The 13,538-nt window shown below is 65.6% G+C and carries 11 protein-coding genes; 4 read left to right on the top strand and 7 right to left on the bottom strand.

Annotated features, from left to right (window positions below):
- Positions 1 to 18: 18 nt before the first annotated feature.
- Positions 19 to 1,065 (bottom strand): putative 2-aminoethylphosphonate ABC transporter substrate-binding protein, encoded by a 1,047-nt coding sequence (locus KW830_RS20285; RefSeq protein WP_218334202.1) that lies wholly within the window; start codon positions 1,063 to 1,065, stop codon positions 19 to 21.
- 232 nt (positions 1,066 to 1,297) lie between these two features.
- Here KW830_RS20285 and KW830_RS20280 point away from each other — a divergent pair, with 232 nt between their 5' ends.
- A complete protein-coding gene (locus tag KW830_RS20280; RefSeq protein WP_066540991.1) occupies positions 1,298 to 2,167 on the top strand; it encodes a LysR substrate-binding domain-containing protein in 870 nt (289 codons plus the stop codon).
- A 149-nt stretch (positions 2,168 to 2,316) separates the two neighbouring features.
- Here KW830_RS20280 and fabB read toward each other — a convergent pair whose 3' ends face one another.
- The 6 genes from fabB to KW830_RS20250 form a co-directional block, all read right to left on the bottom strand.
- Positions 2,317 to 3,540, bottom strand: a complete 1,224-nt coding sequence (gene fabB / locus KW830_RS20275; RefSeq protein WP_066540994.1) for a beta-ketoacyl-ACP synthase I — start codon at positions 3,538 to 3,540, stop codon at positions 2,317 to 2,319.
- The gene (gene fabA / locus KW830_RS20270; RefSeq protein WP_345890527.1) at positions 3,537 to 4,067 is read right to left on the bottom strand and encodes a bifunctional 3-hydroxydecanoyl-ACP dehydratase/trans-2-decenoyl-ACP isomerase; all 531 of its coding nucleotides are present in this window, start codon (positions 4,065 to 4,067) and stop codon (positions 3,537 to 3,539) included. The genes fabB and fabA overlap by 4 nt, the downstream gene beginning before the upstream one ends.
- A 136-nt stretch (positions 4,068 to 4,203) precedes the next feature.
- Entirely contained in the window at positions 4,204 to 5,742 is a 1,539-nt protein-coding gene (lnt, locus tag KW830_RS20265) for an apolipoprotein N-acyltransferase (protein WP_255578922.1), read from the bottom strand.
- A 206-nt stretch (positions 5,743 to 5,948) separates the two neighbouring features.
- A complete protein-coding gene (locus KW830_RS20260) occupies positions 5,949 to 6,815 on the bottom strand; it encodes an HlyC/CorC family transporter (protein WP_066541001.1) in 867 nt (288 codons plus the stop codon).
- 213 nt (positions 6,816 to 7,028) lie between these two features.
- Positions 7,029 to 7,733 (bottom strand): GNAT family N-acetyltransferase, encoded by a 705-nt coding sequence (locus KW830_RS20255; RefSeq protein WP_066541003.1) that lies wholly within the window; start codon positions 7,731 to 7,733, stop codon positions 7,029 to 7,031.
- Between the two features lie 213 nt (positions 7,734 to 7,946).
- The gene (locus KW830_RS20250; protein ID WP_066541005.1) at positions 7,947 to 8,429 is read right to left on the bottom strand and encodes an Lrp/AsnC family transcriptional regulator; all 483 of its coding nucleotides are present in this window, start codon (positions 8,427 to 8,429) and stop codon (positions 7,947 to 7,949) included.
- Positions 8,430 to 8,616: 187 nt separating this feature from the next.
- Here KW830_RS20250 and hppD point away from each other — a divergent pair, with 187 nt between their 5' ends.
- The 3 genes from hppD (at position 8,617) to KW830_RS20235 (ending at position 13,512) form a co-directional block, all read left to right on the top strand.
- Positions 8,617 to 9,744 (top strand): 4-hydroxyphenylpyruvate dioxygenase, encoded by a 1,128-nt coding sequence (gene hppD, locus KW830_RS20245; protein ID WP_066541006.1) that lies wholly within the window; start codon positions 8,617 to 8,619, stop codon positions 9,742 to 9,744.
- A gap of 58 nt (positions 9,745 to 9,802) precedes the next feature.
- The gene (gene phhA / locus KW830_RS20240) at positions 9,803 to 10,654 is read left to right on the top strand and encodes a phenylalanine 4-monooxygenase (RefSeq protein WP_218334200.1); all 852 of its coding nucleotides are present in this window, start codon (positions 9,803 to 9,805) and stop codon (positions 10,652 to 10,654) included.
- Between the two features lie 365 nt (positions 10,655 to 11,019).
- Positions 11,020 to 13,512 carry a DUF3772 domain-containing protein gene (locus tag KW830_RS20235; RefSeq protein ID WP_280057863.1) on the top strand — a complete coding sequence of 831 codons (2,493 nt, stop codon included), beginning with the start codon at positions 11,020 to 11,022 and terminating at the stop codon, positions 13,510 to 13,512.
- Positions 13,513 to 13,538: the final 26 nt, after the last annotated feature.

Below are 13,538 nucleotides of genomic sequence, written 5' to 3'. Positions count from 1 at the left end.
AGAAGGCACCAGCGGTGGTTACTTCTTTTCCGCCTTGGCTTCATAGCGGCGCGCCCATTCGGTCAGGATGCGCTCGCGGTTGGCGGCCGACCAGTTGAAGTCGTTCTTGGCCAGGCGCTTTTCCAGATCGGCCGGAATGAATTCATGCTTTTCCTGGGCCTCGGGCAAGGCCAGCACGGCAAAGTTGGCGGCATAGAGCTGGTTGGCCTCGGGCGTCACGGCCCAGTCGGCCAGGGCCTTGGCGGCCTCCTGCTTTTTGCTGGTCTTCATGATGGCCGTGGCTTCCACGTCCCAGCCCAGGCCTTCCCTGGGGAAGACGATGTCGATGGGCGCACCGTCCTTCTTGGTCTTGTTGGCCCGGTACTCGAAACTCAGGCCCACGGGGAACTCACCCGCACCGGCCTGGCGGCAGGGTTTGGAGCCGCTGTGGGTATAGACGCCTATGTTCTTGTGCAGCGCGTCCATATAGGCCCAGCCCTTGTCCTCACCCATCATCTGCAGCCATGCCGCCACCATCAGGTAGCCGGTACCGCTGGAAGCCGGGTGGGGCATGGTGATCGTGCCCTTGAATTCGGGTTTGGTCAGATCGGCCCAGCTGGTGATGGCAGGCAGCTTGCGCTTGGCTGCCTCCACGGTGTTGGCACACACGGCCGACGACCACAGATCCATGCCCACCCAGGTGGGCGTGGCTGCCGGGTCACGCATGGTGGCGCGCACCTTGCCCAGGTTCTTGGGGGCGTAGGGAGCCAGCATGCCCTGCTTGTCCAGCAGCATCAGCGACGTGGCCGCCACCCCCCAGATCACGTCGGCCTGGGGATTGGCCTTCTCGGCCAGCAGGCGGGCCGTGATGATGCCGGTGCTGTCGCGCACAAACTTCAGCTCGATCTCGGGGTGCACTTTTTCGAAACCGACCTTGTAGGCCTTGATCTGGTCGGCTTCCAGGGCCGAATAGACCAGCAGCTCGGTCTTGGCGGCCAGCGCCTGGCCGGCTGCACCCAGCAGCGCCCAGGCGGCAGCGGTCAGCAGGGCAAGGCGGCGGGGGGGGGAAACAAGGGCATGGCGCATGGCAGATTCCTGAAAAATGGTGGGAATGGAAACCTTTGCGGAGCCGACCCACACGGCCAACTCCCTGCCCTGCACTCTAGAAATCGCATGTGAAATCTGCGTGTCACAGAACCGAAATCTGCCGAAGCGCCTATTGGCAAATTTGGGTCCCCATCGCAGTGGGAGATGCGCCACGGTCCAGGCCGCCATGGTGAAATGCGGCAGCCGTCCCTGCCGGACGGCGCCACACACCATGTTTGTCACGCAACTGCAATCCTTTTTCTGGGTGGCCCGGCTGGGCAGCATCACGCTGGCGGCACGCCACCTCGGGCTGAGCCAGCCCACCGTCACCACGCAGATCCGCGCGCTGGAGGCGCATTACGGCGTGGAGCTGTTCCACCGCCAGGGCGGGCGGCTGACCGTGTCTGGGGAAGGCCTGCAGTTGCTGCCGCAGGTGGAGTTGCTGCTGCTGCGCGCCGTGGAGGTGGAGTCGGCGCTGCGCCACGCAGGCGATGGCAGCCAGGGCGGGCAATTGCGCATCGGGGCCACGGCACCGTATTACGTGCTGGACATCGTGCAGCGCTTTGCCCAGCAGTACCCGCGCGTGCAGGTGTCGATGGTCAGCGGCAATTCCCAGCAGATGGGCCAGGCACTGGCGGCCTACCAGGTGGATCTGGCCACCTCGTCCACCCCGGAAAGCGATCCACGCCTGCTGCGGCTGGAACTGGGCCAGGACCCGCTGGCCCTGCTGGTGCACCGCAGCCACCGTCTGGCACGCCGCCCGTCCGTGGACGTGGCGGATCTGGCCGGCGAAACCTTGATCCTGCGCGAGCCCGGCTCGGTGACCCGCCGGCTGACCGAGCAGCTGCTGGCCGACGCCGGCGTGCCTCCGGGCCGCGTGCTGGAGATTGCCAGCCGCGAGGCCATACGCGAGGCCGTGATTCGCCAGATGGGCATCAGCGTGTTTGCCCGGCATGAGGCCTCGGCACACCCCGACCTGGTGGTACTGGCCTTTGCCGGCAGCGTGCCCCACCTGCCCGAATACCTGTACTGCCTGCACAGCCGCAGCCAGGCGCCGCTGATTGCGGCCTTCCTTGCCGCCAGCCGGGAACGCCCACATTGACCACGCCCTGTGCGTCGGCAGCGCCTGTCATGGGCTGATGGGCCAACCGGCCACAAGAAAAAAGCCCTGTGTGTGCACACAGGGCTTTGTCATGGAGGCCACTCCGGTCCGCAACCGGTTGGGCTGCAATCGGCGGGGCCGCAGTCGGCTTACTGGCCGTCCCAGCGCTGGAGCAGCAGGGATGCGTTGGTGCCACCGAAGCCAAAGCTGTTGGACAGCACGGTCTTCAGCTGGGCATCGCGCGTGGTCGTGACCAGAGGCATATCGCCCAGCAGCGGATCGGGCGTTTCCACATTGGCCGAACCGGCGATAAAGCCCTTGTTCAGCATGATCAGGCAGTAGATCGCTTCCTGCACGCCCGTCGCACCCAGCGAGTGGCCGGTCAGTGACTTGGTGGACGAAAACGGAGGCACCTTGTCGCCGAACAGCTCGCGCATGGCACGCACTTCCTGCATATCGCCCACCGGGGTCGATGTGCCGTGCGTGTTGATGTAGTCCACGGGCGCGTCCACGTTTTCCATGGCCTGCTTCATGCAGGCAATGGCGCCGTCACCCGAAGGAGCCACCATGTCCTCACCGTCGCTGGTGGCACCGAAGCCCACCACTTCCGCCAGGATGTGGGCGCCGCGGGCCAGGGCGTGGTCCAGGCTTTCCAGCACCACCGCACCGCCGCCGCCGGCAATCACAAAACCGTCGCGGTTGGCGTCATAGGCGCGCGAGGCTTTCTCGGGCGTCTCGTTGTACTTGCTGGACATGGCACCCATGCCGTCAAACAGCAGCGACATGCCCCAGGACAGCTCTTCACCGCCGCCGGCGAACATCACGTCCTGCATGCCCCAGGCGATCTGCTGGGCCGCCGCACCGATGCAGTGGGCCGAGGTCGAACAGGCCGAGGTGATGGAGTAGTTGATGCCCTTGACCTTGAAATTGGTCGCCAGGCAGGCCGACACCGTGGAGCTCATGCAGCGCGTGACCTGGTACGGTCCCACGCGGCGGATGCCCTTCTCGCGCAGCGTGTCTGCCGCCTCGATCTGGTTGGCCGGCGAGCCGCCGCCGGAGCCCATGATCAGGCCGGTGCGCGGATGGCTCACCTGCTCGGGCGTCAGCCCGGCCTGCTTGATGGCGTCTTCCAGCGCAATTTGCGAGTAGGCCGCAGCGTCGCCCATGAAGCGCAGCTGCTTGCGGTCAATGCGTGCTTCGATGTCGATTTCCGGCACACCGCCCACCTGGCTGCGCAAGCCCAGTTCGGTGAACTTGGCCACGGCCTTGATGCCCGAGCGGCTGGCACGCAGCGACGCTTCGACCGTCTCCAGGTCGTTGCCAATGCACGAGACGATGCCCGCGCCGGTGATGACTACCCGCTTCTTGCTCATGCTGCCGTTCCCTGGCCGTCCCCTTCGCGCAGAAACAGACCCACGCGCAGGTCATTGGCCACGTAGATTTCCTTGCCATCGGCCAGCAGGCGTGCATCGCCAATGGCCATGTTCAGCTTGCGCTTGATCACCCGCTTGATATCAATCTCGTATGTCACCAGTTTGACGTCGGGACCGACTTCGCCGGTGAACTTCACTTCGCCGGCACCCAGGGCGCGACCGCGGCCGGGCAGGCGCAGCCAGGTCAGGTAAAAACCGATCAGCTGCCACATGGCGTCCAGGCCCAGGCAGCCTGGCATGACAGGGTCGCCCTGGAAGTGGCACTTGAAGAACCACAGATCGGGGTTCACGTCGAGTTCGGCCACGATCTTGCCCAGGCCATGGGCACCGCCATCTTCCGAGATATGGGTGATGCGGTCGAACATCAGCATGGGAGGCAGGGGCAGGCGGCCACTGTCGGCGCCAAACAGCTTGCCTTCACCGGAAGCGATCAGTTGTTCGTAGGAAAAAGATTCGGCCATTGTCAAACTTACTCCAGCGCGGCGGATTGCCAGCGCGTTTTTATGTTGTGCTCGCCGCTGAGTGTACGGGCGCCGCAGGCGGGCATTATCGAAGCTCTTTGTTGTCCGTGCACCACAAACCCTGTGACCCAGGTCGAACTTTCTATTTGCTGCGGCGCAGCAGCCACCCCGCCAGCGCCAGCACAGCGGCGCACAGCAGGCCCAGCGGCCACAGACCGGCCGCAGCCACCCAGCGGGCATAGGGGGTCAAATGTTCCCTGCCCTGGGTGGTGGCCAGCAGCACGCCCCGCTCGAAAGCCGGCAGTTGGTGGGTGACCACCCCGCGGTGATCGATCGCCACTGTAGCGCCGGTGTTGGTGGCGCGCAGCATGGGGCGTTCGAATTCCAAGGAGCGCATGCGGCTAATGTGCAGATGCTGGTCAATGGCCGGGCTGTCACCAAACCAGCCAATATTGCTGATGTTCACGAACACCGTGGGCGCCTGGGCCGGGTCGGCAAAGCGTGCGCCCAGCTCCTCGCCGAACAAATCTTCGTAGCAGATATTCGGCGCCAGGCGCTCGCCCTGCCACAGCATGGGAGGCTGGGCGACGGCGCCCCGGGCAAAGTCGCCCAGCGGAATGTGCATCATGCGCACAAACCAGTGAAACAGCGGGGGAATGAACTCGCCAAACGGCACCAGATGGTGCTTGTCATAGCGGTAGCTGCTCCCGGCACCGGGCTGCCAGCCCACCACCGCATTGGCATAGCCGTGCTCTTCGTCGCCCAGCGGCATGCCCACCAGCGCCGCATGGGCGCCGGTTCCAGCTTCCTGGTAGCGGTAGGGCGCGGTGACGGCATCCAGATAGCCTTCGGGCAGCTGGCGCGGCAGCAGCGGAATGGCGGTTTCGGGCGCCACCACCAGCGGCGCGGCCGGCTGCAGCAACTGGCGGCCGTACCAGTTCAGCGACAGCGCAATGCCTTCGCCGGGCTCGAACTTCACATCCTGTGGAATATTGCCTTGCAGCAAGGCCACGTCCAGCACCGGGCGGCCTTCGGCCAGGGCCTGGGCATCGCCTTCGGCCAGCGCCCGTTGCTGCCAGACCCCTAAACCGGCGACGGCACCGGCCGTCAGGACCAGCGGGGCTGCCCAGCGCAGCGCACGGCGTGCCGGCGTGGCCAGCATCTGGGCCAGCAGCATGGCCGACCAGGCCGCGACAGCGCCCGTGCCGTAGACGCCCACCCAGCGTGGGAGGGCCGCCAACGGCCCGTCCACATGCGCGTAGCCGGCAGCGCCCCAGGGAAAACCGGTCCACAGCGTCCCGCGCGCCAGCTCCGCCAGCGTCCAGCAGGCGGCAAACACCAGGGCAGCCCAGGCAGGCTGCATGGGCCGCAGCCGCACAAAGCCCCAGGCGGCAATCGCGTAGTACGCGCCCAAAAAGGCCGCCAGCGCCAGCACCGCCAGCACCGCCAGCGGCGCCGGCAGGCCGCCATAGGTGTGCATGGAAATGAACAGCCACCAGAAGGTGCCTGCCAGCCAGGCCGTGGCAAAGACAAAACCGCGCCAGGCCGCGCTGCGCGCCGTGGGCGCATGCAGCAGGCCGGTCGCCAGTGCCGCCAGGCTCAGCAGCTGCAGCCACCAGAGGGCCTGGCCCGAACCCGGCCAGGCCAGAGACATGGCCTGCAGCTCACCGGCCAGCAGCATGCCGGCGGACCAGCCCCAACCCAGAAAACGGTGGGTGGCAGCGGTGTGTGAAGAAGGGGCAAACACGGAAGGCATGGGCGGGTGAAGTCAGGGAACAGCGGGCACGGCGCGGGAGGCACCCGGCGGCAGCTCCCTGGTTCCAGGATCAGGACGCTCTGCCACCGCAAGGGCTGCGCCACAGCGGCGCGGGCCCCGCAGATTAGCAGTTAATCGCCCGAGCCCAGGCGCGTGACCTTGAACCAGTGCACCGCGCCGCCCTTGGCGTGCAGCACTTCAAAGCGCAGACCGGCACTCTCCCAGTGCTCGCCGCGGCGCGGCATATGGCCCAGCGCATGGGCCACCAGACCGCCGATGGTGTCAAATTCCTCTTCCGGGTCGCGGGCCACCAGCGCCACGCCGAAGAATTCGGCCACGCGCTCCACCGGCGTGCGGCCGGCGACACGGTAGGTGGCATCGGCCAGCGCAAAGATGTCGCCCTCTTCCTCCGGAATGTCGAATTCGTCCTCGATCTCGCCGACGATCTCTTCCAGCACATCCTCGATGGTCACCAGACCGGCAGTGGCACCGAACTCGTCGATGACCATGGCCAGGTGGTTGCGGTTGCTGCGAAAAACGCGCAACAGATCGTTGAGCGGCTTGCTCTCCGGCACAAAAATGGCCGGTCGCAGCAGCGCGCGCAGGTTCAGGCCCGGCGAGCGCTGCAGCTTGAGCAGGTCCTTGGCCAGCAGCACGCCAATGATGTTGTCCCGCTCGCCCTCGTACACCGGAAAGCGCGAGTGCGCCGTGGTGATCACCTGGTGCAGCAGGGCTTCGTAGGTTTCGTTGATGTCCAGAAAGTCGATGCGCGGCGCGGCCACCATCACATCACCGGCTGTCATGTCGGCCATGCGGATGACGCCTTCAAGCATCACGCGGGAGTCGGCGCCAATGACTTCGTTGTCTTCGGCATCCGCCAGGGTTTCGATGAGTTCACCGGGACTGTCGGGACCGGGATTGATGAACTCGACGACTTTCTGCAGAAAGCTGCGCTTGTCTTCGCGGTCGGAAGAGCGCTGCGGGTGGGGGTCTGACACAGACAGAGGTGCAGGACGTGCGGTAGTGAAACAGGCTCCTAGGATAGCGGATTCCCCCGCACAGGCCCCATGCACCCCGCAAGCCCATGCCCCAGGCACTGCTGCGGCATGGTGCACGCCGGCCCACCGCAGGCCCCCAGGGCAGGCATGGCCTGCCCATGAAAAAGGGCCGCCCAGCATGGGCAGCCCTTGGGGATGACAGAGAGTCAAACCTTACTCGCCGGCCTGGTGGCGGCCTTCCTGCACACCTTTGCGGATTTCCTGCACATCGGCCAGGATCTCCCAGAACTGCTTGGCCTGCTTCTTGAACTGGTAGTCCACGGCGGCCACATGGGTCTCCACCATCTCCGCCATGCGCGAGTCGAAATCGCCCGGCGGCAGCTGCAGATAGGCTTCCGACTCGGTGCCGTCACGCTGCACCTTGGCCCCGGCGCTGCGGGCAATCTTCAGCATGGGCGTGTTTTCGGACAGTGCATGGATGAACATCATGTCCACGCCATGGTTGCGCGCATGCAGCGCCGCACGCTCGAACAGACGGCCACCCAGTCCCTTGCCCCGGGCGCTCTTGAGCACGGACACGCCGAACTCGGCGCAGTTGCTGTGGTTGGCCAGGTCCACATACGCCAGATGGGCCATGGCCACCAGCTCCAGGCGGCGGTTAAAGATGCCGAAGATGTCGTCGCGCTCGAAATCGAGCTGTTCCACATAGCGCTTGACCTGCTCGTCATTGGCGGCGTAGCCGAAGCGCAGATAGCGGTCACCGGTGTCCAGCTTCAGCAGGTGGGCCAGGATGCGGTCGCGGTGGCGCGGTGCCAGCTCGCGGATGGGCACCAGACTGGGCAGGCGGTTCGAGGCGAACCGGGGCAAAAAGATGCTCGATCCTGCTCTCAACGAGGCAGACAGCCATTCACTGCTCATGACACTTCCCCACTCTTTCCGTTTAGGGCCCCTCGGGGCACGTTGACCAACCTGTGGCCGGAAAGTGCCGGCCTGCACGAATTGCTGCATTGCAACATAAATAAGGACATTCCGCCGTTCGGTGGCAACATTGCCACAGGGTTTACCCGGGATCTACCCCTGCACCGCCCTTGTTTGCGCTGCCACAAGCAGCCCCTTCGGTCGGGGCCGCAGTTACAGCGGAATTGCCGTAGTGCCCTTGACACGGTCCAGCACAAAGCTGGTCTTGCAATCCGACACACTGGGGTGCTTAAGCAGCGTATCCATGATGAAGCGGCTGTAGTGCTGCATATCGGACACCACCACGCGCAGCAGATAGTCCATTTCTCCGGTCAGCGAAGCACATTCCACCACTTCAGGCCAGGTCTGCACACTGGCCTTGAACAGGTCCATGGGGTTGCGCTTGTGCGTCTCGGTGTTCTTCTCCAGGCGCACGTTCAGATAGGCCGTCAGGCCCAGGCCCACGCTTTCGGGCGGTACCAGGGCCACATAGCGGTCGATGACGCCGCACTCCTCCAACCGCTTGACCCGGCGCAGCACGGCACTGGGCGACAGGCCCACCTGCTCGCCGATGACGTCATAGGTTTCGCGCCCGTTTTCCATCAACCGGCGCAGGATGGCGCGGTCAAGCTTGTCTATTGCGTGGAGTGAACTCATGACGCAGGATTTTATACCAAACAGCTAAGTATTAACCCTAGAAGCTTGGGAAATATGCAGCAAAACCACATTCGGCGCATTTTTCCTGCCACCCACCACCTGCCTTCCGCACAGGACGCAGCTTTCTTGACGCGCAGCAAATCTACATTGGTGACCATCACTGCCCCACAGCACACAGGAGACCGCCATGAACGCCCCCCTGCCCGCCGCCGCTTCCGACAGCACCTCCGCCTGGGACAACCCCATGGGCACGGACGGATTCGAGTTCATCGAATTTGCCGCCCCCGACCCCCAGGCCATGGGCAAGGTGTTCGAAAGCATGGGCTTTCGCGCCGTGGCCCGCCACCGCCACAAGAACGTGCTGCTGTACCGCCAGGGCGAGATCAACTTCATCGTCAACGCCGAGCCCGACAGCTTTGCCCAGCGCTTTGCCCGCCTGCACGGCCCCAGCGTCTGCGCGATTGCCTTCCGCGTGCACGATGCCAAGGCCGCCTATGAGCGCGCCATCGCCCTGGGCGCCTGGGGCTATGCCGGCACGGCCACCCCGGGCGAGCTGAACATCCCCGCCATCAAGGGCGTGGGGGACAGCCTGATCTACCTGGTGGACCGCTGGCGCGGCAAAGGCGACGCACAACCCGGCGATATCGGCAACATCGGCTTCTTTGACGTGGACTTTGTGCCCCTGCCGGGCATCAGCAGCCAGGACATGCTGCACGTACCCGGCCATGGCCTGACCTATATCGACCACCTGACGCACAACGTGCACCGCGGCCGCATGGTGGAATGGGCCAGCTTCTACGAGCGCCTGTTCAACTTCCGCGAGATCAAGTACTTCGACATCGAAGGCCAGGTCACCGGTGTCAAGAGCAAGGCAATGACCAGCCCCTGCGGCAAGATCCGCATCCCCATCAACGAGGAAGGCAAAGAAAAAGCCGGCCAGATCCAGGAGTACCTGGACATGTACCAGGGCGAAGGCATCCAGCACATCGCCATGGGCTCGGACGACCTGTACACCACCGTGGACCACCTGCGTGCCAGCGGCGTGCGCCTGCTCGACACCATCGACACCTACTATGAACTGATCGACAAGCGCCTGCCCGAGCATGGCGAGCCGCTGGCCGAGCTGAAGCGACGCAAGATCCTGATCGACGGCACGGGCCAGAAGCTGCTGCTGCAGATCTTCAGCGAGAACCAGCTCGGGCCGATCTTCTTCGAGTTCATCCAGCGCAAGGGCGACGACGGCTTTGGCAACGGCAACTTCAAGGCGCTGTTCGAGAGCATCGAACTCGACCAGATGCGCCGGGGTGTGCTCTGAGCGGGGACACCAGAACTTCCAGCCACGTTGCGATATCCAATCTGTCAGGAGAGCCACCATGGAAGTCCGCCCTGTCGTCTACGGCCAGTCCAGCCGCCCGCCGCGCGGAGACTACAGCCGTGCGGCCAGCGACTACACCTGCACGCAGAACTATGCGGCCTACACCGAGGTGGAGCACGCCACCTGGCGCCAGCTCTACGCCCGCCAGCGGGCGCTGCTGCCCGGGCGGGCCAGCAGCGACTTCATCGCCTGCCTTCCCCTGCTCGGGGCATCCGAGCGCATTCCACACTTCGAGGACATCAACACCCGCCTGCAGGCTGCCACCGGCTGGCAGCTCGTCGGCGTGCCCGGGCTGATTCCGGAAGTGGATTTCTTCCGCCTGCTCAGCCAGCGCCGGTTTCCGGTGACCGACTGGATCCGCACCCGGGACGAGCTGGACTACATCGTCGAGCCGGACATCTTTCACGACCTGTTCGGCCATGTGCCGCTGCTCTTTCATCCGGTGCTGGCCGACTACATGCAGGCCTATGGCGCGGGGGGGCTCAAGGCGGCCGATCTGGGCGCCACCGAGCTGCTGGCGCGCCTGTACTGGTACACCATCGAATTCGGACTGGTGCGTGAAGCCGACGGCATCAAGGCCTATGGCGCGGGCATCCTCAGCTCCGCCGGCGAACTGGCCTACAGCGTCACCAGCCCCATTCCCCAGCGCCTGCCACTGCAGCTGGAGCGCACCATGCGCACGCGCTACCGCATCGACGACTACCAGCACACCTATTTCGTCATCGACGACCTGCAGCAGTTGCTGGACTTTGCCAGCAACGACTTTGCACCGCTGTATGACCGGCTGCGTCAGCTGCCGGAGATCGCGGCCGATGAGCGGCTGCCGGGCGAGGCCAGCATTTCGGTCTGAGGCGCGCTCAGCGGCACATGCCGCTGGGAGCAGTCTGTTTTTCATAGCAGCTGCTGTGCGATCGTGCTTCATTTGGTGTGCATTTGCATCACCAACAGCCCGCACAACCCCACCGGCAGCTCCCCTTTTGCAAGCAGCAGGCCTGCGCGCCGCTCCCGCCCGTACGCCGCACAAGGCCGGCCGCTGCGCACCTGGGAGCTGCCGCAGCGGCGCCGTCCCGTCCAGGCGTCACACGCCGAAACCGCTATGCACGTACAGTGCCTATAGTCACGACCATCGGCTTTTCTGCGCAGGCCGGCACGGCTGTGCCGCGCGCAGCGCCTGTGTCCCATCCACCGCACCCCTTGTTTTTCACCGCTTTGACTGTGCCGACTTCCATCCTGTCCTTTTGCCCCACCCGCCTGCTGCGCTGGCTGCTGGCCCTGCATCTGGCCCTGCTGGGCTGCATGGGTGTGGCCCATGCAGCCGACGCGCTGCTCCCTCCCGAACCCCAGGTCACGCCACAGGCACAGATCCAGGCCGCCGCGGCCTCGCTCGACAAGGTGCGCAAATCGCTGGACGACGCCGAGACCTCCGACACGCTGCAAGTCCTGGCCGATCAGGCGCTGAAATCCAAGCGCGACGCCGATGCCGCCGTCACCGCCCTGGAGCCGCTGCTCAAGCAGCTGGACCAGCGGGTGGAGCAGCTCGGCACCAAGGTCGAAGGGGTGGAGGAAAGCACCGACCTCACCCGCCAGCGCAAGGAGCTGGCCCAGGAACACGGCGACCTGGACTCCGCCATCAAGCGCGGCAAGCTGCTGTCGGTGGAAGCTGCGCAGACGGCCGAATCCATCGAGAAGCTGCGCACCCAGCAGTTCAACGCCCAGATCGCCAGCAAGGCCTTGTCGCCGCTGTCGCCCGCGCTGTGGAAGCAATTCTCCGAACAGCTGCCGCTGGACCTGCAGCGCATCAGCGGGCTCACCCGCCTGGGCCAGGCCAGCTTCCGCGCGGCGATTGCTGAACATGGCTGGGCCATGCCGCTGCGCGGCATCGTGCTGGCCTTGCTGCTGCTGTTCCCGCTGCGCATGGGCCTGCGCCACCTGGGCTACCGCTATGCCGCGTCGGAGCGCGCCCCGGACGGCCGCCTGCGGCGCACCGGCTTGGCCGTGTGGCTGCTGCTGGTGGGCACGGTGCTGCCCGGCCTGGCCAGCCTGGTGTTCATCGAACACCTGCGTGCCATCGATGCCATCACGCCGCGCCTGCAAAGCGTGGCCGACGCCTGGATCCAGGCGGCCTTCGTGGCGGCCTTCTTCCTGTCCATCAGTGCCAGCACGCTGGTGCCCAAGCGCCCCAGCTGGCGCCTGCTGGCGATCGACGACATTGCCGCCCCCACCCTCACCCGCTACGCCTGGGGCGCCGCCTTCCTGACCTGGTTCGCCATGATGCTAAATGCCGTGGATATTGCCGCACGCACCAGCGCGGTGAGCACGGTGGCGCTGGACGGGCTGATCGCGCTGACCTATGTGGGCCTGATCCTGTCGGTGCTCGTCACCATCACCCAGCAGCGCCAGCGCCTGGCCGCGCCCGCCACCAAGGGCGAACATGGAGACGCCGGCCGTCCCGTGCAGCGCAGCAGCTGGCTGATGTTCGCCTGGCTGGGCGGGCATCTGACGGTGCTGGCCGCCCTGGTGGCGGCCCTGCTGGGCTATCTGAACTTCTCGGTGTTCGTGGCCACGCAGATGGTGTGGATCACCGTGGTGGTGCTGGCCACGTCGCTGCTGATGAAGTTTGCCGACGACCTGTGCACCTGGTTCTTCTCACCGGAAAGCCGCCCCGGCCGCGGTCTGGCCCAGGGCATGGGCCTGCGCCCCACCCGGGTGGAACAGGTGGGCGTGCTGCTGTCGGCCCTGCTGCGCGTCAGCCTGCTGCTGCTGGGCCTGGCCGCACTGACTGCGCCTTTTGGCAATGCCAGCAGCCTACTGGGCTGGACGGCCAGCGCCGCCCAGGGTGGGCTGCCGGTGGGAGACACCGTGCTCAAGCCCATGGCCATCGGCCGCGCACTGGTGGTGCTGGTGATCGGCCTGACCGTCTTCCGCGTGCTGCAGCACTGGCTGGTGGAAACCTATCTGCCCAAGACCGATCTGGACATCGGCGCGCGCAACTCCATCAGCACGGTGGCCCGCTATGTGGGCATCATCCTTTCGGGCCTGTGGACGCTGGCCGCACTGGGCATCGGCTTTGAGAAAGTGGCGCTGCTGGCCAGTGCGCTGTCCGTGGGTATCGGTTTCGGTCTGCAAGCCATCACGCAGAACTTTGTCTCCGGCCTGATCCTGCTGGCCGAGCGCCCGGTAAAGCTGGGCGACCGCGTGCGCATCGGCGACCAGGTGGGCGACATCCGCCGCATCAGCGTGCGGGCCACCGAGATCCAGACCGACGACAAGTCCACGCTGATCGTTCCCAACTCCGAGCTGATCACCAAGTCCGTGCAGAACCTGACGATGGACGGCGCCTTGGGCCGCATTTCCATCGCTTTTGCGGTGCCGCTGAGCACCGATGTGGTCCGCCTCAAGGAACTGCTGCTGGGCATTTACCGCAGCCACGAAGCCGTGCTGGAGGCCCCGGCTCCGTCGATGTACGTGGACTCGCTCAGCGGCAGCGTGATCAACATCACCAGCTTCGGCCATGTCTCCAGCCCGCGCCAGGTCTACAGCACGCGCAGCGACCTGCTGTTCGAGCTGCTGCGCCAGACCGCCGAGCAAGGCATTGCGCTGTCCTCGGCCACGGACATCCACCTGGTGCGCAACCGGGCCGATGCGGCGCCGGTGCCACCGACCACGCCCGCTGCGCCTGAGCCCGCCAGCCATACGCCAACCGCCTGACCCCGCACCGCCTTGCGCACAGGCAG

This window comes from Comamonas sp. CMM03 (assembly GCF_019218715.1).
Lineage (GTDB): Bacteria > Pseudomonadota > Gammaproteobacteria > Burkholderiales > Burkholderiaceae_C > Comamonas > Comamonas terrigena.
The sequence above is the reverse complement of the archived record's forward strand: the minus strand, read 5'-3'. Positions and strand labels throughout refer to the sequence as shown.